The organism is Oricola sp. (assembly GCF_022763245.1).
GTDB lineage: Bacteria > Pseudomonadota > Alphaproteobacteria > Rhizobiales > Rhizobiaceae > Oricola.
Window position 1 is genome coordinate 624,309 of record NZ_JALEGV010000040.1, and the last position, 24,760, is coordinate 649,068.

The window sequence follows — 24,760 nt, forward strand, 5'->3', positions numbered from 1 at the left end:
TGCAGGCGTGGCGGCGCGGCTCACGCGCCCCGGGCGGGAAAGATCGAGCAGGTCTCCGTGCCGAATGCCATTAGCCGGCCGCGGCTGTCGGTGACGCGGCATTCCGAGACGCCGATGGTGCGGCCGCGACTGACGATCTTCGCCTCGCAGGCGACCTCGCCGGTTTCGGGCGTGATCGGGCGGATCAGGTTGACCTTGAATTCGGTGGTCGTGAAGGCCTCGCCCTGCTTGAGGACGCTCTGCACGACGCAGGCAAGCGCGGAATCCATGATCGTCGCCGTCCAGCCGCCATGGATGGTGCCGGCCGGGTTGAGATGCTCTTCCTTCGGCATGCCCCTGAAGACCACCCTGCCCTCGTCGACCTCCGACAGCGAAAAGGACAAGGTTTTCGAGATGGGCGGCGCCGGCAACTCGCCGGAGAGCATCTTGCGCAGCATGTCGAGGCCGCTCATCGAGGCAAGCACCTCGGGTGGCACCGGGCCGTAGCCTCCGGGCGCGCTGTACTCAGCGGAACTCTGTTCGTCAGCCTGCATCGTGTCTTCCGCTTTCGTCATGTCGTTCATCCTCGTCGATCGGGTTGCCGCCGTCGTCCGCGATCGCACGCCGCACCGCGGCGACGAAGCCGGCCCGCGTGTCGGGCTGCTTCATGCCGCGCGGCTCGTAGACGTGGCGGTTCAGGAAATGGGCGGTGAGCGCGAAGGCGTCGGCCATCGCCGCCGCGTCGGGCACCACCGAGGGCTGGCCGCCGAGAAAGGGCGGAAGCGCGAGAAGCTTGTCCTTCCACGGCTCGCCCGCCAGCCGGCTGACGGCGCGGCCGGTCTTCGGCGACACGTAGATGAGGTCGTTGCGCAGCCCCGTCCCGGCGCAGGCCGACAGGTCCAGGCCGAAGCCCAGTTCCTCCAGCAGGCGCAGTTCGAAACGCACCATCAGCGGCCCGGCGATCTCCGCCTCGCACAGATGCTCGATGATCACTTCCATGGCGCGGAAGAGTTCGGCGTGGGGATCGCGTTCGGGAAGCAGGCGCAGATGGCTGGCGAGAAGCTGGATGCCGAGAATGCCGGTCGGCCGGTCCATCAGCCGGGCGGCGGCGAGCGCCAGGGGTTCCACCTGGAACAGGCCAAGATGTTCCTCCAGCCGCGCGCGCCAGGTCAGATCGACCTCGTTTCCGGGTTGCAGGATCGGTTGCTGACGCCGCGAACGGCCGCCGCGCACCAGCCCCAGATGCCGGCCACGCCTTTCGGTCATCACTTCGAGGATCAGGCTCGTCTCGCCGTGCCTGCGCGTTCCGATGATGATGCCGCGGTCCCGCCATTCCATGGCGCGGAGATTGCGTCACTCGGAGGAAAAGTCCAGCCCCATCTCGCGGTAGCGCTCGGGATCGTTGCCCCAGTTCTCGCGCACCTTGACGAAGAGAAACAGATGCACCGGCTGTTCGAGGATCTCGCCGATCTCCTTGCGGGCCAACTGGCCGATCGCCTTGATCGTCTCGCCCTTGTGGCCAAGCACGATCTTCTTCTGGCTGTCGCGCTCGACATAGATCACCTGCTCGATGCGCACCGAGCCGTCCTTGCGCTCCTCCCATTTCTCCGTCTCGACGGTGGAAGCGTAGGGCAGCTCCTGGTGCAGGCGCAGATAGAGCTTCTCGCGGGTGATCTCGGCGGCGAGCTGGCGCATCGGCAGGTCGGAGATCTGGTCCTCGGGATAGTACCAGGGCCCTTCCGGCACGACCTCGGCGAGCTTGTTGACGAGGTCCTTGCAGCCCGAACCGTTGAGCGCGGAGATCATGAAGGTCTCGGCGAATTCGGCGCGCTCGTTCAGCTCCTTCGCCAGTTCGAGAAGCTTCGGCGGATCGATCGTGTCGACCTTGTTGAGGATCAGCCATTTCGGCTGCCGGATGTTGGCCAGCGCCTCCAGGATGCGCTCCTCGTCCTCGCGCACGCCCTTTCGCGCGTCGATCAGCACCAGCACGATGTCGGCGTCGCGGGCGCCCGACCATGCGGTGGTCACCATGGCGCGGTCGAGGCGGCGCTTCGGCGCGAAGACGCCGGGCGTGTCGGTGAAGACGAGCTGCGTGACGCCGACGGTGTCGATGCCGCGCACCAGGGCGCGCGTCGTCTGCACCTTGTGGCTGACGATCGACACCTTGGCGCCGACGAGCTGGTTGACGAGCGTCGACTTGCCGGCATTCGGCGCGCCGATCAGCGCGATGAAACCGGACCGGGTCGGAGTGGCGGGCGTGTCAGTCATTGTCTCGAACCTTTTCACGCACGAGCATGCGGGCGGCGGCGGCCTGTTCGGCGATGCGCTTCGAACGGCCCTCTGCGGATTCCGGCGCCAGCGCGCCGACTGTGACGGAGACCGTGAACATCGGATCGTGATCCGGTCCGGTGCGCTCCAGCACCTTGTAGACCGGCGTGGCGGCGTGGGCGCGGTGCGCCCATTCCTGCAACTCGGTCTTGGCGTCGCGGCGCGCCGTCTCGGCATCGACCGCGCGGTCCTTCCAGTAGCGCCGGATGAAGGGACGCACCGCGTCGAGACCGCCCTCCAGATAGATCGTCGCGATCAGCGATTCGACTACGTCGGCGCGCAGGTTCTTGCGGTGGCTGTCGCGCAGCTGCCGCACGTCGGAGCCGGCACGGATGAAATCGCCGAGCGACAATTCGTCGGCGACGGCGGCGAGCGCGTCGGCATTGACGAGTTGGTTGAGCCGAACCGACAATTCGCCCTCATTGGCGTCCTTGAACTCCGCGAACAGCATTTCGGCGACGCAGAGGCCAAGCACCCGGTCGCCGAGGAATTCCAGCCGTTCGTAGTCGCGTCCGGTGCGGCCCCGCGCGCTCGCATGGGTGAGCGCGCGGTCGAGGCGTTCGCGGTTCTCGAAGCGGTGGCCGGTCGTCTCCTCCAGCCTTTGCAGCATGTCGGACGACACCCGCGCCCTGGCGTCCGCCTTCGTCATTTGGAGGCGGAGTGGAAGAACCGGTCGAGGCGCAGTTCTGACGGCCAGCGCCAGATTTCGAGCGGCGAAGCGCCACCGGCGATGGAGAAGAAGATGATGTTGGCGCGGCCGACGAAGTTCTCCAGCGGCACGTAGCCGACGCCGAAGCGGCTGTCGTTGGAGTTGTCGCGATTGTCGCCCATCATGAAATAGTGGCCTTCCGGCACCACGAATTCACGCGTGTTGTCGGCCGTGGAGTTGGGCGACAGGTCGAGCGTGCGGTAGCTGACGCCGTTCGGCAGCGTCTCGACATAGACATCGACCGGGCCGACCTTCTCGGTGACATCCGGATCGTTGATCTGGCCGGTCAGTTCGCGCTTGACCGGCTCGTCATTGATGAAGAGCTGGCCGTTCTTCATCTGGATGCGGTCGCCCGGCAGGCCGATGACGCGCTTGATGTAGTCCACATTGGAGACCGGATGCTTGAACACGGCGACATCGCCGCGCTTGGGCGTGCCTTCCCAGATCCGGCCGGAGAAGATGTCCGGCGAAAACGGGAGGGAGTGCTTCGAATAGCCATAGGCGAATTTGGAGACGAACAGATAGTCGCCTTCCAGCAGCGTCGGACGCATCGAACCCGAGGGGATCGAGAAGGGCTGGAAAAGGAGCGTGCGAATGATCAGCGCCAGAATCAGCGCCTGCACGATGACCGATACGGTCTCGCCCAGCGTACTTTGCTTGGTCTTGGTCTCTTCAGCCACGAATCTTGTCCCGTCTTTGTGATTTGCGCCGTCGCGTGCGACCGGTCTTAGCGTCTCGGGGTATTGGCCGCAATTCCCCAATCCCGCCGGGCGGCGGCGTGTCTATTCCGGCAGCGCCTCGATGATCACGAAGGCCTGTGCGAGCGGCATGTCGTCGGTGATTGTCAGGTGGATGACCGGCCGGTGCCCTGCCGGCATCAGCGTCTCAAGCCGAGCCGCCGCGCCGCCGGTCAGTTGCATGGTGGGCTTTCCGCCCGGCAGGTTGACCACGCCCATGTCGCGCCAGAAGACGCCCCGCGACAGGCCGGTGCCGAGCGCCTTGGCGCAGGCTTCCTTGGCGGCGAAACGCTTGGCGTAGGAGGCGGCGCGCATGCGCCTGCGGTCGGACTTGGCGCGTTCGATCTCGGTGAAGACGCGTTCGGTGAACCTTTCCCCGAACCGCTGCAGCGATTTCTCGACCCGTCGGATGTCGATCAGGTCGCTTCCCAGTCCGACGATCACGCGCCGAGCTCCGGGTTTTCGGCGGCCGGGCGGAAGGTCTCGAAATGCGTGCGGCGGCGGTGCTGGAAGGCGGCGACGGCGAAGCGCGTCAGCACGTAAAGGAAGCCCCCGACCGCGAGGCCGAGCGGCACGCCGCCGACGAGCATCGGCTTCAGCAGCGGATCCCAGATCGCCATGACCTCGCCCTTGCGCAGGAGCGAGCCGATGTGAACCGAGGACGGGTTGCTGGTGGCGGCGGCTCCCAGGATCGCCGTTCCGGCGCCGTGGGTGGCCGCCCAGATCGCCGGGAAGGTCAGCGGATTGCCGACCGCGGTGCCGAGCGCCGCGGCGATCATGTTGCCGGCCAGCAGCCAGGCGAGCACGAAGGCCAGGATGAAGTGAAAGCCCATGAAGGGCGTGAAGGAGGCGAAGGCGCCGGCAGCGACGCCCGCGGCGATCGCATGCGGCGTCGCCTTGATGCGCAGCATGCGCTTCCAGTAGTAGCGGAACGAACGCGCATAATTGCGGCGCGGAAGCAGCCAGACGCGAAATCTGTTGCCCCAATTCTCGCGTTCCCTGCGTGCAAAGATCATTCCGGCCACACTCGACGACATCCGATCGGACCATGGTAAGGGTTCAATCCCCAACACATGGTAACCGGATAGAGATAAGCGGCCTGTGGTCCCCTATCAAGCAGGCGCGCGACACGCGCGCGGCTACAGCCCGCGACTGCCCGGCTTCACCGCCGGTATGGCCTCCAATTCCGGCGGCAATTTGTCTGCCGGATAGGCCGGAACCTCATATTCGGCGAGCGCGATCAGCGGTACGCCGACCTCCGCCTTGCCGGCCGAGCGGTCGATCAGGCAGCCGGCCGCCAGGACGTTCGCGCCGAGCGCCTTCAGGCTTTCGACCGTTTCGCGGATCGAAAGGCCGGTGGTGACGATGTCCTCGATGATGACGACGCGGGCGCCCTCGGGAATTTCGAAGCGGCGCAGCTTGAAGACGCCGTCCTGCCGCTCGACCCAGATCGCCGGGGCGCCGAGATGGCGCGAGGTCTCGTAGGCCGGAATGATGCCGCCGACGGCCGGGCCGACCACATATTCGATCTCGCCGACGCCTGCCGCCGTGATCTTGCCGGCGAGCGCCTTGCACAGCGTCTCGGTCTTGTCCGGATGCATGAAGACGCGGGCCTTTTGCAGGAAGACGGGGCTGCGCAGCCCCGACGTCAGGATGAAATGCCCGTGCATCACCGCGCCGGCGCTTTCGAAGACCTTCAGCACGTCCTCGGTTGTCATGTCCTGCGTCATTGTCGCTCCCGCTCTAGCCGCTCGCCCGTTCCACGGTGGAGACCGCCTCGGCCTCGCGCAGGCCGGCGATCACGCCGTTGAGATGTTTCAGGTCCCAGACCTCCAGGCTGAATACCATCTCGGTGAAGTCCGGTGCAGTGCGCACCATGGAAAGGGTGTGGATGTTGGCGTCGAGCTGGCCGATGATCAGCGCGATCTCGGCGAGCGAGCCCGGCGCGTTGATCGCGGTGACGACGATCTGCGCGGCAAAGCGGCGCTTCTCAAGCCCCTCGATGTCCCAGCGCACGTCGATCCAGCGCTCAGGCTGGTCGTCATAGGCGGCGAGCGCCGGAGACTGGATCGGATAGACGGTGATGCCCTTGCCCGGCGTGGAGATGCCGATGATCCGGTCGCCCGGCACCGCCCCTTCCGGCGAGAAGCGCACCGGCATGTCGCTGGCGGCGCCGCGGATGGGGATCGCGCGGTTGATCGCCTCGCGCGCGGCGACGCCTTGGGCGTCGGGGGACGCCGCATCGCCCGGAATGCGGAACATCATGCCTTCGGCGTTGGTCAGGTTGAACCAGCCGTCGCCTTCCGCCCCGCCCGCCGGTATCGAGGCGTTGCGGCTGCCCTGATAGTCCGGGAAGACCGCGCGCACGACATCGTCGGAGGGGATTTCGCCGCGCCCGACGGCGGCGAGCACGTCGTCGACCTCCTTGTGGCCGAGCCGCTTGACGCCGCGCTTCAGGATGTCGCGCGAGAAGGCCTCGCCCGCCCGCTCGAAGGCGCGTTCGAGGATGCGGTGGCCGAGGCCGGCATATTGCTTGCGCACCGCCATGCGCGACGCGCGGCGGATCGCGGCGCGCGCCTTGCCGGTGACGACGACATGCTCCCAGGCGGCCGGCGGCGTCTGCGCGTTGGAGCGCACGACCTCCACCTCGTCGCCGTTCTGCAGGCGCGTGACCAGCGGCATGATGCGGCCGTTGATCTTGGCCCCGACGCAGGAATTGCCGATGTCGGTGTGGACCGCATAGGCGAAATCGACAGGCGTGGCGCCGCGCGGCAGCGCGATCAGCCGACCCTTGGGCGTGAAACAGAAGACCTGGTCCTGGAACAGCTCCAGCTTGGTGTGCTCGAGGAACTCTTCCGCGTTGTCGCCTTCCGAGAGGGATTCGATGGTGCGGCGCAGCCAGGCATAGGCGTTGGAATCCTTGGAGATTCCGCCGCCCGCATCTTGCCCGTTCGCCTTCTCGGCGGCCGGCTTGTCCTTGTAGATCGCATGGGCGGCGACGCCGTATTCGGCGACCTCGTGCATCTCGCGGGTGCGGATCTGCAGTTCGACGCGCTGCTTCGACGGCCCGACGATGGTCGTGTGGATGGAACGGTAGTCGTTCTGCTTCGGCGTCGAGATGTAGTCCTTGAAGCGGCCGGGCACGGTGTTCCACTTGCGGTGAACGACGCCCAGCGCTCGGTAGCAGTCGTCGACCTTGTCGACGATGATGCGGAAGCCGAAGACGTCGGACAGCTGCTCGAAGGAGAGCGCCTTGGATTCCATCTTGCGGAACACCGACCAGGGCTTCTTCTGGCGACTGTAGACCTCGGCCTCGATGCCGTTTTCGGCGAGCCGGTCCTTCAGCGTCACGGTGATGTCGCCGAGCGTCTCGCGGTTGTATTCGCCCAGTTCGGCGAGCCGGTCGGTGATGGTGCGGTAGGCTTCCGGGTTGATGTGGCGGAAGGCCAGATCCTCCAGTTCCTCGCGCATGTCCTGCATGCCCATGCGGCCGGCGAGCGGCGCATAGATGTCCATCGTCTCCTCGGCGATGCGCGCGCGCTTGTGCGGTGGCACGTAGTCGAGGGTGCGCATGTTGTGCAGCCGGTCGGCGAGCTTGACCAGCAGGACGCGCACGTCGTCGGCGATGGCGAGCAGTAGCTTGCGCAGGTTTTCCGCCTGGGCGGCGCGCTTGGAGACGAGGTCCAGCTTCTTCAGCTTGGTCAGGCCTTCGACGAGACGGCCGATGTCCTCGCCGAACATCTCCTCGATCTCGCGGCGCGTCGCCGAGGTGTCCTCGATCGTGTCGTGCAGGAGGCCGACGGCGACCGTGCTCTCGTCGAGATGCATCTCGGTCAGAATCGCGGCGACTTCGAGCGGATGGGAGAAATAGGGATCGCCGGACGCGCGCTTCTGGTCGCCGTGCTTCTGCATGGCGTAGACATACGCCTTGTTCAGCAGAGCCTCGTTGACCTGTGGCTTGTAGCGCTGAATGCGTTCCACAAGCTCGTACTGGCGCATCATCGGCGCGTCACCCCCATCAAAAAAAGCGCGCGGACAGAGCTGTCCGCGCGCTTCATATAACCATCATTCGACGATCGGTGAAGATCGTCGAGAGATCAGAGGTCGTCGGATTTTTCCGGCGGGACGAGGCCTTCGATACCGGCCAGGAGCTCTTCTTCGGACATGCGGTCGAAGGTGAGAGCCTCCGGAGCGTCGGCGGTGTCGGCCATGTCGGCGGCGTCCACGACGTCGCTTTCCGGCTCGTCCACCTCGACATGCTTCTGCAGCGAGTGGATCAGGTCCTCGCGCAGATCGCCTGGCGACAGGGTCTGGTCGGCGATTTCACGCAGCGCCACGACAGGGTTCTTGTCGTTGTCGCGATCGACCGTGATCGAGGCGCCCTGGGAGACCTGGCGGGCGCGGTGCGCGGCCAGGAGAACGAGATCGAAACGGTTCTCGACCTTGTCGATGCAGTCTTCGACGGTAACGCGAGCCATATTGCGTTTCCCCTACGTCAATTGTGTGTGGAAAATCGTATCCATAAGGATGTCTTCGCGCCGCTATACCGCGAACTCGTGGCCGGCGCAACTTCATTGCGGTCAAGCACGCCAATGCGGCACGAACATGGCAGCAAGCCACAAAACAGCCCCTTTTGGCGGTGCATGCTAAAATTCTGTTTGCGATACGGCTTCCTTAATGGAATGCCGATATGATTGTCGGTTCAATGCATATTCCAGAGGATCATGCCTCATGTTTGATTCACGCGAGAAAGTTGCCCTGTTCATCGACGGCGCCAATCTCTACGCCGCAGCCAAGTCGCTGGGCTTCGACATCGACTACCGCAAGTTGCTGAAGGCCTTCCAGGAGCGTGGATACTTGCTGCGCGCCTATTATTACACCGCCTTGGTCGAGGATCAGGAGTATTCCTCGATCCGACCGCTGATCGACTGGCTCGACTACAATGGATACAAGGTGGTCACCAAGCCGGCCAAGGAATTCACCGATTCCACCGGCCGCCGCAAGATCAAGGGCAACATGGACATCGAGCTGACGATCGACGCCATGGAGCTGGCGGACGCGGTCGACCATTTCGTCATCTTCTCCGGCGACGGCGATTTCCGCTCGCTCGTCGAGGCGCTGCAGCGGCGCGGCCGCAAGGTCTCCGTGGTCTCCACACTGTCGACCCAGCCGCCGATGATCGCCGACGACCTGCGCAGACAGGCCGACCACTTCATCGACCTGAAGGCGCTGCGCGAAGAGATCGGCCGCGACCCATCGGAGCGCCCGGCCCCGCGCACGTCCCACCATCACGACGATGACGACGAGGACGATCAGGACTACTGATCGCCTGCCTCAGTGTCCGCTGCCCCCTGCCCTGCCGATCCCGCGCCAGATTGCGCGCGCTGTTCGCGCCTGCATGAGTTCATCGCGGGATGGCGGGTGCGCGAGCCTGACTGGCACAATGCGCCCGTGGCGACTTGGCTGCCGCCGGAAGGCGCAAGCGGCGTGCGGCTGCTGATCATCGGACTCGCCCCGGGCCTGCGCGGCGCCAACAGAACCGGCCGCCCCTTCACCGGCGATTTTTCGGGCGACCTGCTCTACGCAACGCTGACCCGCCACGGCCTCGCCGAAGGGGTGTTCGAGAGCCGCCCCGACGACGGGCTTCGGCTGAAAGGCGTCGCGATCACCAACGCCGTTCGCTGCTTGCCGCCGGAGAACAAGCCGACAGCGGCCGAGATCAACGCCTGCCGGCCGTTCCTTGTCGAGACGATACGGAGGATGGGCGACCTGCGCGGCATTCTGACGCTGGGCAAGATCGCCCATGATTCCACGGTGCGCGCCCTGAACGCACGTCTGGCCGAGCATCCGTTCCGGCACGGCGCGACAACGGAAATCGACGGAATTTCAATCATTTCGAGCTATCACTGCTCACGCTACAACATCAACACCGGACGGCTGACGCCGGAAATGTTCGAACGCGTCATCCTCGACGCGAAGCGCATCGTTCTGGCGGACAAGCGCTGACGGCCGGAATTTCCGAGACTTCGTCCGGCGCCCACTCGATTTCTGTGAAAGACACGGCCTGAAGAGGCGACGGAATCTTTGCGTGACGCAGACATTCCCTTAGGTTACTCAAGTGTCATTCGATCTCCGACGAGACCAAGCAAGGGGGAATTCCATGTTCAAACTCACCGTCAACACGCTCGCGGCCGCCGCAGTGGCCATGATCTGCACCGGCGCGGCACAGGCAGAGACGAAAATCCTCGTCGGACTGACCGCCGGCGGCGGCTACGATTTCGCGGCCCGCCTGATGGCACCGTTCCTCGAAAAGCATCTGGGCGAAGGCGAGACGGTGATCGTGCAGAACGTGCCGGGCGCCTCCAGCCTCAACCTCGCGCGCCAGATGCAGGTCTCCGAAGCGGATGACGAGATCGGCCTCGTGCTCGCCAGCCAGATCGTCAAGGCGCGGCTGGATCCGGAAACGGTTGCGGTGGATTTCTCGTCGTTCAACTGGGTCGGCAGCCTGAATTCGGCGACGAGCGTCTGCATCACCTCCAAGGCGTCCGGCATCGACACGCTGGACAAGATGGTGACGGCCGACGCCAAGATCGGCGCCACCTCGAAGGCCGGCGCGTTCTACGAGCTCGCGGCGATCATCAAGGGCGCCTTCGACGCGAAATACGAGATCATCACCGGCTTCAAGGGGCTGACCGACATCGAGGCGGCCATCGAACGCGGCGAGATCGACGGCTATTGCGGCACCCAGCTCGACCGCTACGTGCGCAACAACCAGCAGGAAACGCATTTCGTGATCGGCTCGCTCGGCAAGGATGTCGAGGTCGATGGCACGACCATCCCGAGCTTCATGTCGCAGGCGAAGACCGAAGAGGACAAGGCGGCCATCGCGCTCTACGCCACGAGCGACCGGGTGTATTATCCCTTCCTGATTGCGCCGGGCGCCTCCGAGGAAGCCGTCAAGAAGTATCAGGACGCCTTCGCGGCGGTGATCGAAGATCCGGAGTTCCTTGAGGAAGCCGCTTCCTACTATTCAAGCATCGACGCGATGAACGGCCCCGCGCTGGCAGAGCAGATCCAGGCAGTCGCGGACGCCGATGCCTCGACGGTGGAACACCTGACCGATATGCTCCAGTAGAATCGGGGTATTCGACGGATCATGTCACTGGAACACAATGTCGGGAGCGCGTTGCTGCAGGCGGCGCGACGTTATGGCAACAAGCCTGCGATCATGCTGCACGCGGGTCCGCTCAGCTACGCCTCCTTCGGCCAACTGGTCCATGGACTGACCGGCCTGCTGCGCAACAAGGGGGTCGGTCGCGGCTCCTGCGTGGCGATCCAGCTCGATGATCCGTCCGGCGTGCTGGTGTGCATCGCCGCAGCCTCGCTTCTCGGCGCCGCCTGGACCGACGGCAAGCCGGGAAGCCTTCACGTGATCGCCGAGAACGTCACGCATACGCTCGTCTCCCAAAGGCCGCCTGCCGACGTTCCTACCGCCGGCACCGTGGTGGTCGTCAACCCGACCGCGATCGCAGCCGCCAACCGGGGCGGCGGATTGCCTCTGGGGACCACGGACGGCTTCGCAAACGCATCCGACATGTCCCGGATGGGCATCTCGTCGGGCTCGACGGGCGACCGCAAGGCGATCTGGATCACGGCCGAATCGGAGTGGAAGCGCATCCAGTGGCGGTGGGAAGCCGCCAAGGACCTTGCAGCCCCGACCTGCTGGTGCATGTTCCCGCCCAAGTCGGGGATGGGCTCGAACACCAGAATCCAGACGCTGCTCGACGGCGGCCTGTTGATCGAGACGATTACCAACGACCTGTTCAGACGGGGAAAGGTCGACATGGTCGTGGGCTCCCCGGCCCAGTTGGCCACGTTCATGCGCAGCCTCGATCAACGAGGGATCAACACGACCCTTCCACTCGTCATGGTGGGTGGCAGCCGCCCGGGTACGGAATTCCTGCGCAACCTGCGCAAGCGCTTCAAGAAGGTCGCGATCTTCTACGGCTCGACGGAGATGGGCAACATCGCCGAATATGCGCAGGCCACGCGTTCGAACTACGACGGGCGGCTGAAGGTCTCGAAAGACATGCATATCGAGGTCGTCGACGATGACGGCGCGCCCGTTCCGGCGGGAGAAATCGGTCATCTGCGGATGAAATCGGATCTCGGCCTGCCGCACTATTTCGACGAGGAGACGAACGCCAGGGCCATTCGGGACGGATGGTACTATTCCGGAGACACCGGACGGTTTTCCTCGGACGGGTACCTGTTCATCGAGGGGCGCAGCGACGATACGGTCAATATCGGCGGCACGAAGGTCAACATCCTGACCTATGACGATTTCGTCACCTCCTTCGACGGCGTCGAGGACGGCTACGCGTTCCTCAAGCCCGACGATCTCGGCGTGGACAGGATCAACCTGATGGTGCGTTTCAAGGCCGGCGTCGATCCCCACGCGCAGGCCACGCGGCTGATGGAAAGCATGGTGGCCGCACGGGAGATCCGGGTGCCGCCCGGGATGATCTACGCGTCCAAGGAGGTTCCGCGCACCGACACCGGCAAGCCTGTGCGGCGCGAGGCCCTGCAGCTCAGCGAAACCCTGGAACCCGTTCTGGTGACGGAGAAGTCGTCCTCGGCGAAAGCGCACCAGGGTTGATCGAATGCCGGACCCCGGGGGGTTTCTGACAGGCATTTTCGACGCGACAGCACTGCTGTCGCTGCTCGCCGGGGTCGTCGCCGGCCTCATTCTCGGGGTCATTCCCGGGGTCGGCGGGCTGTTCGGCCTCGTGGTCCTGGTTCCCTTCACCTATCACCTCGACCCCTTCGCCGCGGTGGCGCTGCTTCTCGGCGTGACCGCCGTGACGACTATTTCGGACACGATTCCCGCCGTCCTCCTAGGCGTACCCGGGACCATCAGCGCCATCGCGACGGTGGAAGACGGCCACCCGCTGGCACGACAGGGACAAGCCGCACGCGCGCTGGGCGCGGCCTTCTCGTCCTCCATGCTCGGCGGCATATTCGGCGCGATGGTGCTGTTTGCGACGATCCCCTTCATGCGGCCCATCGTCACCACGATGCAGACGCCGGATTTCCTGGCGATCTCGATCATGGGCATGCTGCTGGTCTCGCTGATCTCCGGCCGCGACAGCCTCAAGGGGCTGGCGTCTCTCCTGATCGGGATCCTGCTCTGCTTCGTGGGGTTGGACAGCAATACCGGCGAGGAACGCTTCACCGCCGGGATGATCTATTTCTGGGACGGCGTGCCGCTGGAGGTGCTGTTTCTCGGGCTGTTCGGCTTTCCCGAGATGATCGACCTGCTGCGCCGGCCGCGGATCAGCGACCATGCGCCGAAGGCCGGCGCCGTGGCGGGTTTGAAGGCCGGCATCGCCGACATGAGGCGCAACTGGCGCCTCGTGTTGCAAAGCAGCGGCTTGGGCGCTGTGCTCGGCGCCATTCCCGGCGTCGGCGTCACCGTGATCGACTGGGTCGCCTACGGCCTGGCGAAACGCGCGAACCGCGAGGCGCCGGAATTCGGCGAAGGCAACATCAAGGGCGTGATCGCGCCCGAAAGCGCCAACAACGCCAAGGAAGGCGGCTATCTCATTCCGACGATCGCGCTCGGTCTGCCCGGGTCCGTCACGATGACGATCCTGCTGGCCGCGTTCAACGTGCAAGGCATCTCGCCCGGACCGCAGATGCTGCAGGAGAACCTGCCGCTCATCTACGCGATGGTCTTCTACATCTGCGTGGCCAACATCATCGGCACGATGCTGTGCCTGTCCTTCACCGGGGCCTTTGCACGCATCGCGGTCATTCCGACGCACTACATCTTCGCGGTCGCGACCGTCTTCCTCGTGCTCGGCGTCTTCTCCCGGAACGGCGACCCGAAGGACTTCGCAGTCTTCGTCGCCGCAGGGTTCCTCGGCTACCTGATGAAACACAATGGCTGGTCGCGGGCGGCGCTGTCCCTCGGCTTCGTGCTGGGCGCGAGCGTCGAGCGTTTCTTCCACCTCTCGATCCAGATGCATGGGGTGAACACCTTCCTTAGACCGCTCGTCCTGATCGCCCTCGCGCTGCTTCTGATCGTGATCATGGCGTCGATTCGAAGCCTACGCCGGACGCGCGGCGACCGGGTGCTGGCGGATGACGGCGCGGGCGACGCCCTGAGCTACGTGGCACTGACCGGCCTGGGCGTCGTCATCGTCAGCCGGGCGGCCGATCTCACCTTCGTCGCCGGGCTGTTTCCGATCGTCATCGGCACGGCCACGATCCTGCTGGGGCTTGCCCTGTTGGTCCGTTTCCTCTGGCGACGGCGCAGCAAAGGCGTCAAAGCGTCAGAGCCAAGCCGGATGGAAGGGCTCGCCGCAGCGGCTGCGCCAGCCCGGATGGCACTCTACAGCCTGGCGTTTCTACTGCTGATCTACGCGATCGGCCACCTGGCGGCGACCTTCGTGTTCGTGCTCGGCGTGGTCGTGTTTCACACGTCCGGCGGCAGGCTGCCGGCGGCGCTGACGGCCGCGGGTTGCACGGCCGTCGTCTACGGCGTGTTCGACACGCTCGTGTCGGTACGCTGGCCGCATTCGCTGGTGGAGATCGTTGTCGCCCGGCTCGCCTGAACAGGCGGCTCAGCCGTGCTCGCGGATGAGCCTTGCCTTCTGGCGGTTCCAGTCGCGTTGCTTGGAACTCTCGCGCTTGTCATGCAGCTTCTTGCCGCGCGCGATGGCGACTTCCAGCTTGGCGCGGCCGCGATCGTTGAAATAGAGCTTCAGCGGCACGAGCGTCATGCCGTCGCGATCCGCCGACTGCGCCATCTTCGCCATTTCGCGCTTGTGCAGCAGCAGTTTGCGCGGCCGGCGCGGCTGATGGTTGAACCGGTTGGCTTCCAAATATTCCGGGATGTGGGAGTTGATCAGCCAGATCTCGCCGTTCTCCTCCGACACGTAGCTTTCCGCGATGTTGGCCTCACCATTGCGCAAGGACTTTACCTCGGTGCCTTGCAGCACGAGGCCAGCCTCGAACGTGTCGAGGATCTCGAAATTGAAACGCGCCTTGCGGTTCTCGGCGACGAGCTTGCGCGCCGGATCGGGCTTTTTCTTGCTGTTTGCCATAACCGGAAGGTGTGGTCGCGCCGGCTCAGTTCAAGAGGCCGGCATGACGCATCGCCTCGTCGATGGCGTGAGCGGTGGAATCCTCCACCGGCACCATCGGCGACCGCAGCCGGTTCTTGACGCGGCCGAGACGCGACAACGCATATTTCGCACCGGACACGCCGGGCTCGATGAAGAGCGCCTTGTGCAGCGGCAGGAGCTTGTCCTGATACTCCAGCGCCCGGCCGTAATCGCCGGCCTCGCAGGCAGACTGGAACTCCGAGCACAGGCGCGGCGCGACATTTGCCGTCACCGAGATGCAGCCGACGCCGCCATGCGCGTTGAAGCCGAGCGCCGACGCGTCCTCGCCCGAAAGCTGGATGAAGTCGTGGCCGCAGGCCATGCGCTGTTCGGAGACGCGCTCGACCTTGCCGGTCGCGTCCTTGACGCCCCAGACATTGGGGAAATCGACGACCAGCCGGCCCATCGTCTGCGGGACCATGTCGATCACCGAGCGCGGCGGGATGTTGTAAATGATGATCGGGATGTCGATCGCCTGTGCGATGGCGGCGAAATGCTCGTAGAGCCCGCGCTGGTTGGGCTTGTTGTAATAGGGCGTGACGACGAGCACCGCATCCGCGCCGGCGCTTTCGGCGTGCATGGCGAGATCGACGGCCTCATGCGTGTTGTTGGAGCCGGCACCCGCGATCACCGGCGCGCGACCGGCGGACGCGGAAATGCAGACCTCGATGACGCGCTTGTGCTCGTCATGGGTCAGGGTCGGCGACTCCCCTGTCGTCCCGACGGGAACGAGGCCTTTCGTTCCCTCGGCGATCTGCCATTCCACGAGCGCGTGAAACACGTCCTCGTCGAACGCGCCCGACATGTCGAACGGGGTAACAAGCGCGGTCATCGACCCGCGCAGCGCCGAACGCTCCACCATGAAAACTCAACTCCCACAGAAGGTTGCGCGGTTTTCCGCGCTATGGTTTGGTAATTTCGGCGCACCATAGTCGCGCGGACTGCCTGCGGCAAGCACGGAGATCGCATCGTTTTGTGCGCATTTTCACGGACCGTTCACCATAAACAGGCCATGCTCTCGCGATAGGGAACCGTGAATCGCCCGCAAGGGGAAACGCCATGCCGTTGCCACGCCTGACCGCCATCGTCGCCGCGACCGCCGGCCTTCACGCCGCCGTCGTCGGAGCGATCGTGCTTGCCGACGCGCCGGCCGGCATCGACCGCCAGACCACCGGATCCATCGCGCGCAACGAGCCGGCGCCGAACCGCGCCGCGCTGGCGGAAGCGCTCGACGCGCTTGATGCCGGCGATTTCGACCGGCTGCGCACACTGCATCGCGCCCTTCCCGCTCAAAGCCTCGACGCGAAGATCATCACCTGGGCGGCGGCGACCTCCGGCAGCGCCGGCGTGTCGTCGGCGGAGATCGCCGACGCCATCAAGGCGCTCGAAGGCTGGCCGGACACGACGTCGCTCAGCGCCAATTTCGAGCGGGCGCTGGCGCGCGAAACGCACGATCCTCTGGAGATCGTCCGGATCTACGAGAAGGACGCACCGCAGACGCTGACCGGCGCCGTCGCGCTCGCCCGCGCCCGGGTGAGCCTGAAGGACAGCGAGGGCGCCCGCGAGGCGCTTCTGCCCTGGTGGCTGGACGAGCCTCTGTCCTCACGCGACGAATTGCAGATCCTGTCGGAGTTCGTGGAGGTCCTCAGCAAGGAGGATCACCGCAAGCGGTTCCTCGCCATGATGTATCGCGAGCGCATCCGCTCGGCCGGACGGGTCGCGCGCGCCGCGGAGATGGAGGCGTTCTTCGACCCGTGGTCGGCGGCGATCCGCACGGAAAAGGACGCGCCGAAGCTGCTCGAAAAGGCGGACGATAACTTCAAGGAGAGCCCGCACCATCTGTTTGCCCGCATCACCTGGTTGCGCCACATGGAACGCGACGGCGACGCGGCCAAGCTGCTGCTGGAAGCGCCGGTCGAGCCTTCCGAGCTGGTGGACCCGGACGCATGGTGGACCGAACGTCGAATCGTCTCGCGCGACGCCTTCGAGCATGACGATCCCGAGACCGCCTACAAGATTGCCGCGATGCATCGCGGCGGATCGGCGGCGACCCAGATTGAAGCCGCATTCCATGCCGGCTGGTACGCGCTGCGCGGCCTGAACGACCCGGACAAGGCGATCGCGCATTTCGAGAGCATCGAGGATCTGGCCAACGGCGCGATCTCGCGGGCGCGCGGCGCCTATTGGCTGGGCCGGGCGTATGAGGCCGCGAAATCGCCCGAGGCCGACGCGCATTATCGGCGCGCCGCGCAGTTCCAGACCACCTATTACGGCCAGTTGGCGCGCCAGCGCCTGGGGCTGGAGCCGGAGGACATCCACCGGCCCTCGGTCACGCCGGGCGACACGGACCGCTACAAGTCCAACGAACCGGTGGCCGCCATGCTGCGCCTGGAAGAGATCGGCCGCACCGACCTCGCCCGCAGGCTGGCGCGCGGCCTGGGCGGCACGCTGGAGAACACGCCGGCCATCACGCAGCTCGTCGCCCATCTGGAACGGCTGGAAGACCGCTTCACCGCGCTTCGCATCGCCAAGGCGGCCGAATGGCGCGGGCTGGAAACCGGCGCGCTGACCCACCCGATCGGCGCGATTCCCGCCTCGACGCCGATCGAGCCGCAGGAACGTCCCCTCGCCTATGCGATCGCGCGCCAGGAAAGCGAATTCAATGTCGGCGCACATTCGCGCGCCAATGCTCTCGGCCTGATGCAGCTCCTGCCCGGCACGGCCAAGCAGATGGCGCGGCAGGCGGGGCTCGACTACCAGCCCGCCCGGCTGGGCTCGGACAGCGCCTACAACGCCGCGCTCGGCGCCGCCTATCTGCGCCGGCAGCTCGACCGGTTCGACGGTTCCTACATCCTTACCTTCATCGCCTACAATGCCGGGCCGACCCGGGTGGGCGAATGGATCGAGCGCTTCGGCGATCCGCGCGGCAAGCCGCTCGACGAGGTCATCGACTGGGTGGAACAGATTCCCTACACCGAGACCCGCAGCTATGTGCAGCGCGTGATGGAAAACCTGCAGGTCTACAAGGCGCGCTTCGACGAACCCGCCGACATCGCCCATGACCTGCGGTTCGGGGTCAAGGAATAGCCCGCCTCCCAAGAAGGGGAACGGACATCAACCGCTTGCGATGAAACGCTATTCCGTCGCCGTTTCGGGCGTCGGCCGCTTCAGCGCGGACAGCGAGCCGGTGCCGTGCGGGAATGTGACCGCGGCCGGGTTGAGGCCCTTGCAGACAACCGGATAGGTCGCGCGGAAGACCGTTTCGTCATACTCGACCGCCCCGTCGAAACAGGTGATCTTGCCGACGCCGTTCATCCACAGGCGGTTCGGATCGATCGGAATGAGGCCGCGTCCGCCCGGCTTCACCTGGCGGTGGATCTCGAAATGAAGATGCAGGATGCCGGCCGCGAGCACGCCGGTTCGGCCCAGCGTTCCGATCGCCTGGCCGCGCGCGACGGTGTCGCCCACCTTCACGCTCTTTCGGTCGAGATGCTTGTAGATCGAGATGGTTCGCCGTCCGCTGGCGTCGGCGCCATGATCGATGACGACCTGGTTGCCATACATGGGCTCGACGAAGGACTTGGTGACGCGCCCGGGCGCGGCGGCCAGAACCGGGGTGCCGAGCTTTGCGATGACGTCGATGCCCTCATGCTTGTAGGGCGCGGCGTTCTCGCTGTTGGGATCCTCGACGCGATATTGCTGCCGGATTGACGGCGCGTTGGCGGGCATCGTCAGGGCGATGCGTTCTTCCACTTCGCCGAGATAGGGCGTTGCGTCGCCGTAAAGATCGACACAGCCGGAGAGCATGAGGCTCAAGCCGACGAAACCGGCCATGGATGGGAGCTTGCCTGACAGTCTCACGTCCCCTCCCCATCGAATCCAGAACAAAGGTGTCGCTGAAAATCGTCCGTCGCTGTCACAACCCGAGGACGATCACGGTGGAGTTCTTCTACGCCGACACGACGTCCAGTGTCCATATGGCCTGCCGCTCGGTCATGTGAAATGTGAGAAGATCGGGACCAGCGGCGCCGGCCACGGGATGTTCATGGCGAGGTCGAAGAGCAGCCATATCGTCAACAGAACGCCGACGATCGTCGGGATCACGACCCGCATGCTGATGCCGCCCGAGCGGAACACGCTGACGGCGATGAAGACCGCGACCGCCACATAGGGGCCGAAACAGACGAACAGTGCGAGAAGCGACAGGAAGCCGAGAAGATAGACGAGCCCGGCGACCGCGGGCGTCACCACCTTGTCGCGGATGCCCGACCGAAGATCGATGGCGCGCAGGCGAATGACGTCATTTGCCAGCAGGACGAGGCCGATCGCCAGGATCACCACGAAGACGACGAGCGGGAACAACGAAGCGCCCGCGGGCCATGCGCTCGCCGTGACCACGCCGAACACCGACAGCGTCACCGCCAGGAAGCTCAGCATCGCGGCGGGAATCGACGCCACGCGCGTTGGCTCCAGCCCGCGCTGCCGGATCGCCCGGAACCATTCCGGCAGGTAGCGGAAGAAGCTGGCGATCGCCAAAGCCAGAATGATCATGACGATCGGCCGCGTCAGCCACGACCACTCGTAGATGGAGTGCGAGATGAAGAAGTAGCGCTCGACCGCCGGCCCGAGGACGAAGCCCAGCGCAAAGGCGGATCGCGACCAGTTGGCCGCGCCGAGCACCATGCCGACGACGCCGAAGACGAGCAGGGTCACCAGATCGCCGTAGTCGCGGTTGGCCTGGAACGCGCCCAGCATCACGAAGACAAGGACGACCGGAACTATGATCGCGGAAGGTACGACGGCGAGACGGGCGAGATAGGGCGTCAGCCCGAGGCAGATCGCGGTGCCGAGAATGTTGGCAAGGCCGACGCTCAACACCATGACGACGGTGAGGTCGAGATGCTTGGTCAGCATGTCCGGCCCCGGCACGATGCCCTGCACCAGAAGCGCGCCGAGAAGGATCGTCATGCTTGCGCTGCCCGGGATGCCGAACGCGATCGTCGGCACCAGCGCGCCGCCTTCCTTGGCATTGTTCGCCGATTCCGGGGCGATCACGCCCCTGACGTCGCCCTGCCCGAACTCGTTGTTGCGGCGGATCGTGCGGCTTGCGACGCCGTAGGCGATCCAGTCGATCACCGCGGCCCCGATGCCGGGCACCGCGCCGAGCAGCGCGCCGAGGAAACTCATCCGCGCCACCAGGGGCGCGTTCTTCAGCGTGTCCTTGATGCCGGTCTTCAGACCTCCCCCGGCGGATAGCGCGGATTTCTCCACCGCGATCGCCTTGGATTTCAGAAGCACGAACAGTTCGGGCACCCCGAACAGGCCGAGGAAGAGCGGAACGAGGGGCACGCCCTCCCAGAGGTAGATGGTGCCATAGGTCCACCGATCCGTCGCCGTGGTCGGCGCCAGCCCGATGAAGGCCACGGCCAGCCCGGCGCAGACCGAGAGCAGGCCTCGTAGCGGGTTCGCAGCCGAAAGGGTCGCCACCATGGACAGGCCGAAGATCGAGATGGCGAAGAGTTCGGGCGACGCGATGCTGGCCACGATCGGCCGCATGAGCGGGATGGCGAGAGCCAGGGCGAAGGCGCCCACGATGCCGCCGATCATCGAGGCGCTGAAGGCCGCGCCGAACGCGCGCTCGCTTTCGCCCTTGCGCGCCATCGCGTGACCGTCGACCACGGTCGCCGCGGACCCGACCGTGCCCGGCACGCCGAACAGCACCGCGGAGATCGTGTCGCTGGTGGTGGTGACCGACCCCATGCCGAGGAGCAGCGCGATCGCCGCATACGGGTCGAGTTGGTAGGTGAACGGCACTAGCAGCGCCATGCCGATGATGCCGCTGAGGCCCGGAATGACGCCGATGACCAGCCCCGAACAGACGCCGATGAAGAGAAACATCAGCCGCGACGGTTCCGCGATCTCCGATAGGGCCAGTAGATACGCTTCTGTCAAAGGCCTTCACCGAACCTGCTTCTGGCGGCCAGAACCGGGCGCCCGGCCCTGTCACGCGAAAGCGACCCGGATGCCGGATCGCTCTCAAAGGCCGCCGCGCACCGGGGCGCGCGACCGGCCGATATCGTCAAACGCCTGCTCCGCTCGCTATTCGAGCAGTTCGCCAGCCCGCTCGACCAGCGACGCGTCGGAGGCCATGAGTTCAGCGACGAGCTTCTGGATCTCCTCGCCCGGCATCGCATCGACGTCCAGACCCAGCGATTCCGCTTCCTTAAGGAACTCCGCATCCTGCGTCATCTCGGTGAAGGCGTCGCGCAGCGTGGCCGCGACTTCGGGATCCATGCCGGGCGGCGCGAAGAAGGCGCGATAGAAGGCGAGCGGCGCGATGACGAGGGCAGCGGCCTTGCGCTCGTTTTCGTCCTCGATCATCTCGTAGAAGGCCGGCAGGTCGCCGAGATCCTTGTTGCGGACGAGGCCGAGTTGCCCGATCCGGTTGAACTGGTTCTCGTAGGCCGACCCCTTCAGGGAGGACCAGGAGTAGCCGCAGCGCGCCTGCACCTCGCCCTGCTCCATCGCCAGAAGGATTTCCGGACCGCCCGGATATCCGGTGACGATCCTGAACTTCGCGTCGAACAGGTTCTTCAGGAGGGCCGGAAACTGATAGGTGGTAGCGCCCTTGTCAGTCGCGCCGACGACGAAATCCTGCGCCATGAACGCATCCATCGTCTCTATCCCGGACGCCTTGGTCGTCACGCAGACCGAGGTCTCGTTCGCGAGGCTTCCGATCCAGGTCAGTGCCGTCGGGTCGTATTTTGCCGCATCCGCGTTGAACAGCGGGAATGTCGCCATGGAGGAATTGGCCATGGTGATCAGCGAGCCGTCATTGGCCTTGCTGGCCGCGGTCAGAAGGGTGAGCTTGAGGCTGCCACCGCCCGGCTGGTTCTGCACGACGAAATCCGGATTGCCCGGCAGGAACCGGCCGAGGTGCCGTGCGACGAGGCGCCCGAAGGTGTCGTAGCCGCCGCCGGCGCTGTAGCCGATCCGCAGCTCGACCGTGTCGGCGTCGAACGGCGCTGCATATGGCTGCGAGACGCCCAGCACAGCAAGGGCAAGCGACGCCGCCAGCCCGATTTTCTTGATCCGTGTCGTCATGAAAACTCCTCCAGGTTTGTGCCCCGCGCGTGAAATCACCCGTTCTTCAACTTGCCCTGAACCGCTTCGAGCACGCCCGGGCGGCTGATCTTGTTGGTGTCGGTGCGCGGAATGGCGTTGACCTTGTGGACGGACTCGACCTGGAAGGACTGTCCGCTCGACACCAGAAACGCGTTCATGTCCGCGGCAGTCAGCCTTCCCGCACCCTCGACGAGACAATGAATCACGTCGAACCCGTTGGCGCCGGGCTGCGCCGCAACGGCGACATCGTCGACACCGTCCATCAGCCGGATGGCCGCCTCGATGCGCTCCGGATCGAGCTTGTTGCCGCCGAAATTGATGACGTTGCTCTTGCGGCCTGAGATCACCAGCACATTGTCTTCGGTGACATGGCCGATGTCGCCCGGATAGAACCATCCGTCCTTCAGCGGGTCCTTCGGGCCTTCCGCCGTGATGTAGGTCAAGGCGCTGCCGGCTGGCGGCTTCATCCGCAATTCGCCGTCGGTTCCGGCCGGGAGGGCATTGCCCTCGTCGTCCAGGGCTTCGATCTCGAACCCGGGAATGACCTTGCCGACCGCGCCTTCGACACCGGCGATCTCGTCATACTCGCCGAACGCGATCCGGCCCGTTTCGGTGGCGCCGTAGGAGGTGATGACGTTGTCTGCGAACAGGTCTTTCGCCTTCTTGCGGACGTCCGGCGCGCAATAGGCGCCTGCGACCCGCAGATACTCCACCTTGCGGAACCTGCGCCGCGAGCTCGTCAGCGAATCCAGCATGCCAACCAGGGAATAAGGCGCGGCGCTGACATAGGTGGGCTGATAGACCGTGATCGCGTCGAGCGACCGCTCAGGGGGCATCAGCCCCAGACGGATCACCTGCCCACCGTTCATGAGGGTGATCAGCATGTCCGCGAAGGTCGTCATGGAATTGGGCTGCGCGAGTGAAAGAAAGCGCGTATCCGCATGGAAATACGGCTCTTTTTCCTTCAGCCCGATGCGGTATTCGACGTTCTTCCGGCTTGCTTCGAGCAGCTTTCCGTGACCGGTGGAACCGGACGATGCGAAGATCAGCGAATAGGGATGATCGGCGATCTTGCGCTTGGAGAACTGGTGTGGTTGGGACCAGTCGGCCGTCAGCCTGATGCCCTTGTTCGCCTTGTACTCCCAGCCCTTGGCGGCGGCACCGTCGGTGATGAAGACATCGAAGGTGAAATCATGCTCGGCGAATATCTCCGGCTTGGTCGCGATCGCGACTTTCATGCCGGCACGCATCAGCCCGAGATTCGTCAGCAACTGCACATTCGGGTTCTGGCAGCGAACGCAGACCGAGCTGCCCGGCTTGATGTCGAGCGAAAGCGCCTTCGTGGCGATGTTGTTGATGCTCTGTTCCAGCCCCCGGTAATTGAGGACGACGTTGGAACCGATGAATGCGAGTGACGACGGATAGCGCTTCGCATTTTCCTGCAATGATTTGAAGAATTTATCCATTTTGCGTTCTCGGGCGATTTCTCGTTTCGGATTATCGCTCAAAGGACCGGCAAGTGCGTGAAGCCCTCGAGCGGACGACGGGCGACGCGCCCAATTCGCAGTGTGCAAGCCATGACGCCAGACGGGAATGGCCCGCGGATCCGGCAGTATAGCTCGCCATGTCGCTCCATCGAAAATTCTTAAAAAAAACCCGGCGGACAAGCCGCCGGGTCTTCATCAATCAGACGAAGCTGATGATTAGAACGAAGCCTGGAAGCGCAGGAAGCTGGACCATGCGCTCCAGTCGTCGTCGCTGTCCCAGTCGTCGCTGTAGTCGAGGTACTCGACGTTGGCTTTGACAGCCAGGGTGTCGGTGATCGCGTAGTCAGCGGTCAGGCCGGCAATCCACACGGTGTCGTCACCATACGAACGGTGGTACGAGAAGCCCGGCGTCAGGGTCAGCTTGTCGCTGACGTTAGCCGCGTAGGACACTTCGGCGCTCCACTGACGGACGTCGAAGTCGTAGTCTTCGAACCAGAACTGACCGCCGTAGCCCGTCCAGTCGTTGCTCTGCCAGATGGCGCGAGCCTGCAGGGTGCCCATGCCGAGGTCGGTCGACACGCGGCCGATAACACCATGACCTTCGGTGTACAGGTCGTAGAAGCCGGTGATCGTTGCATCGACGGCGCCGGCGGAGAAGCCGACCATGCCGGTGATACCGAACTTCATTTCGTCTTCCCAGTTGTTCCAGACGGTGTCGTGGATCTGGTCGATCGCAACACCGAAGGAAACGGCGCCGGCGGTGCCGGTGTACTGGATGGTGTTGAACTTGTCGTTCAGGAGGCTCGTGTCGGTTTCACCGTTGATGCCGTTGTCGAGGAAGCCACCGAAGTAACCCATCTTGAGGCCAGCGAACGACAGGTAAGCGGAGTCCATGGAGAGCGAACCGCCATCCGAGGAGACTGCTTCGTAGAAGGTCTCGACGGCGCCGATTTCGCTGTCCGTCCAGGACGAAACCTTCAGCGAGAGCTTCGTGGTGAAGTCGGCCCAAGCGTCGTCACCATACTCGTCGTCATAATCTTCATGATCGTTGTAGGAGACGTGGTCGATCTGGAAGCGGACGTAACCGCCGATCTTCAGGCAGGTTTCGGTGCCCGGGATGTAGAAGTAGCCGGTGCCGGCTGCATCGCAGACGCGGACGTATTCGACGACTTCCGGTTCCGGAATGATGACGGCGTCGGCAGCGCGAGCACCGGAGACAGCGAC

23 protein-coding genes are annotated in these 24,760 nt (G+C 64.8%); 6 read left to right on the plus strand and 17 right to left on the minus strand.

Annotated elements, in window-relative coordinates:
- Positions 1-20: 20 nt before the first annotated feature.
- The 10 genes from MRY80_RS20490 to rpoZ all read right to left on the minus strand — a co-directional run bounded on the left by MRY80_RS20490 (position 21) and on the right by rpoZ (position 8,231).
- Complete coding sequence (locus tag MRY80_RS20490) at positions 21-452, minus strand: PaaI family thioesterase (RefSeq protein WP_293293063.1); 432 nt, start codon at positions 450-452, stop codon at positions 21-23.
- A gap of 70 nt (positions 453-522) precedes the next feature.
- Complete coding sequence (gene recO / locus MRY80_RS20495) at positions 523-1,317, minus strand: DNA repair protein RecO (RefSeq protein ID WP_293292998.1); 795 nt, start codon at positions 1,315-1,317, stop codon at positions 523-525.
- Positions 1,318-1,332: 15 nt separating this feature from the next.
- Positions 1,333-2,247, minus strand: a complete 915-nt coding sequence (era, locus tag MRY80_RS20500; RefSeq protein ID WP_293292999.1) for a GTPase Era — start codon at positions 2,245-2,247, stop codon at positions 1,333-1,335.
- Complete coding sequence (gene rnc, locus MRY80_RS20505; protein ID WP_293293001.1) at positions 2,240-2,956, minus strand: ribonuclease III; 717 nt, start codon at positions 2,954-2,956, stop codon at positions 2,240-2,242. Before rnc ends, era begins: the two co-directional genes overlap by 8 nt.
- Positions 2,953-3,696 (minus strand): signal peptidase I, encoded by a 744-nt coding sequence (gene lepB / locus MRY80_RS20510; protein WP_293293002.1) that lies wholly within the window; start codon positions 3,694-3,696, stop codon positions 2,953-2,955. Before lepB ends, rnc begins: the two co-directional genes overlap by 4 nt.
- A 102-nt stretch (positions 3,697-3,798) precedes the next feature.
- Positions 3,799-4,197 (minus strand): holo-ACP synthase, encoded by a 399-nt coding sequence (gene acpS, locus MRY80_RS20515; protein WP_293293004.1) that lies wholly within the window; start codon positions 4,195-4,197, stop codon positions 3,799-3,801.
- The gene (locus MRY80_RS20520) at positions 4,194-4,769 is read right to left on the minus strand and encodes a DUF2062 domain-containing protein (protein ID WP_293293005.1); all 576 of its coding nucleotides are present in this window, start codon (positions 4,767-4,769) and stop codon (positions 4,194-4,196) included. Before MRY80_RS20520 ends, acpS begins: the two co-directional genes overlap by 4 nt.
- Before the next feature lie 123 nt (positions 4,770-4,892).
- Positions 4,893-5,471 carry an orotate phosphoribosyltransferase gene (pyrE, locus tag MRY80_RS20525; RefSeq protein WP_293293065.1) on the minus strand — a complete coding sequence of 193 codons (579 nt, stop codon included), beginning with the start codon at positions 5,469-5,471 and terminating at the stop codon, positions 4,893-4,895.
- Between the two features lie 25 nt (positions 5,472-5,496).
- The gene (locus MRY80_RS20530; RefSeq protein WP_293293006.1) at positions 5,497-7,755 is read right to left on the minus strand and encodes a bifunctional (p)ppGpp synthetase/guanosine-3',5'-bis(diphosphate) 3'-pyrophosphohydrolase; all 2,259 of its coding nucleotides are present in this window, start codon (positions 7,753-7,755) and stop codon (positions 5,497-5,499) included.
- Positions 7,756-7,850: 95 nt separating this feature from the next.
- Positions 7,851-8,231, minus strand: a complete 381-nt coding sequence (rpoZ, locus tag MRY80_RS20535; protein WP_293293007.1) for a DNA-directed RNA polymerase subunit omega — start codon at positions 8,229-8,231, stop codon at positions 7,851-7,853.
- A gap of 253 nt (positions 8,232-8,484) precedes the next feature.
- On the opposite strand from rpoZ, the gene MRY80_RS20540 reads away from it, so the two are divergent.
- From MRY80_RS20540 to MRY80_RS20560, 5 genes are all read left to right on the plus strand, one after another.
- A complete protein-coding gene (locus MRY80_RS20540) occupies positions 8,485-9,078 on the plus strand; it encodes an NYN domain-containing protein (protein ID WP_293293008.1) in 594 nt (197 codons plus the stop codon).
- Between the two features lie 12 nt (positions 9,079-9,090).
- Positions 9,091-9,759, plus strand: coding sequence for a uracil-DNA glycosylase (locus tag MRY80_RS20545; RefSeq protein ID WP_293293010.1), 669 nt, complete (start codon positions 9,091-9,093; stop codon positions 9,757-9,759).
- Between the two features lie 154 nt (positions 9,760-9,913).
- Positions 9,914-10,888, plus strand: a complete 975-nt coding sequence (locus MRY80_RS20550; RefSeq protein WP_293293011.1) for a hypothetical protein — start codon at positions 9,914-9,916, stop codon at positions 10,886-10,888.
- 21 nt (positions 10,889-10,909) lie between these two features.
- On the plus strand, positions 10,910-12,412 hold the full coding sequence (locus tag MRY80_RS20555) for a class I adenylate-forming enzyme family protein (RefSeq protein ID WP_293293013.1): 1,503 nt from the start codon (positions 10,910-10,912) through the stop codon (positions 12,410-12,412).
- A gap of 4 nt (positions 12,413-12,416) precedes the next feature.
- A complete protein-coding gene (locus MRY80_RS20560) occupies positions 12,417-14,372 on the plus strand; it encodes a tripartite tricarboxylate transporter permease (protein WP_293293014.1) in 1,956 nt (651 codons plus the stop codon).
- Positions 14,373-14,381: 9 nt separating this feature from the next.
- Here the strand turns inward: MRY80_RS20560 and smpB are convergent, their stop codons facing one another.
- Together smpB and dapA are read right to left on the minus strand one after the other, a co-directional pair.
- Positions 14,382-14,864, minus strand: a complete 483-nt coding sequence (smpB, locus tag MRY80_RS20565; protein WP_293293016.1) for an SsrA-binding protein SmpB — start codon at positions 14,862-14,864, stop codon at positions 14,382-14,384.
- 25 nt (positions 14,865-14,889) lie between these two features.
- Entirely contained in the window at positions 14,890-15,786 is an 897-nt protein-coding gene (gene dapA, locus MRY80_RS20570; protein ID WP_293293017.1) for a 4-hydroxy-tetrahydrodipicolinate synthase, read from the minus strand.
- A gap of 197 nt (positions 15,787-15,983) precedes the next feature.
- On the opposite strand from dapA, the gene MRY80_RS20575 reads away from it, so the two are divergent.
- On the plus strand, positions 15,984-18,011 hold the full coding sequence (locus MRY80_RS20575; RefSeq protein ID WP_293293019.1) for a lytic transglycosylase domain-containing protein: 2,028 nt from the start codon (positions 15,984-15,986) through the stop codon (positions 18,009-18,011).
- A 48-nt stretch (positions 18,012-18,059) separates the two neighbouring features.
- On the opposite strand, the gene MRY80_RS20580 is transcribed toward MRY80_RS20575, so the two are convergent.
- From MRY80_RS20580 to MRY80_RS20600, 5 genes are all read right to left on the minus strand, one after another.
- Positions 18,060-18,785, minus strand: a complete 726-nt coding sequence (locus tag MRY80_RS20580) for a M23 family metallopeptidase (RefSeq protein ID WP_293293020.1) — start codon at positions 18,783-18,785, stop codon at positions 18,060-18,062.
- 132 nt (positions 18,786-18,917) lie between these two features.
- Complete coding sequence (locus MRY80_RS20585) at positions 18,918-20,822, minus strand: tripartite tricarboxylate transporter permease (protein ID WP_293293021.1); 1,905 nt, start codon at positions 20,820-20,822, stop codon at positions 18,918-18,920.
- Positions 20,823-21,023: 201 nt separating this feature from the next.
- Positions 21,024-22,028 carry a tripartite tricarboxylate transporter substrate-binding protein gene (locus tag MRY80_RS20590; RefSeq protein ID WP_293293022.1) on the minus strand — a complete coding sequence of 335 codons (1,005 nt, stop codon included), beginning with the start codon at positions 22,026-22,028 and terminating at the stop codon, positions 21,024-21,026.
- Between the two features lie 35 nt (positions 22,029-22,063).
- The gene (locus MRY80_RS20595) at positions 22,064-23,515 is read right to left on the minus strand and encodes a class I adenylate-forming enzyme family protein (RefSeq protein ID WP_293293023.1); all 1,452 of its coding nucleotides are present in this window, start codon (positions 23,513-23,515) and stop codon (positions 22,064-22,066) included.
- Positions 23,516-23,752: 237 nt separating this feature from the next.
- Positions 23,753-24,760: porin (locus MRY80_RS20600; RefSeq protein ID WP_293293024.1), on the minus strand; the 1,008-nt coding region annotated here is incomplete at its 5' end.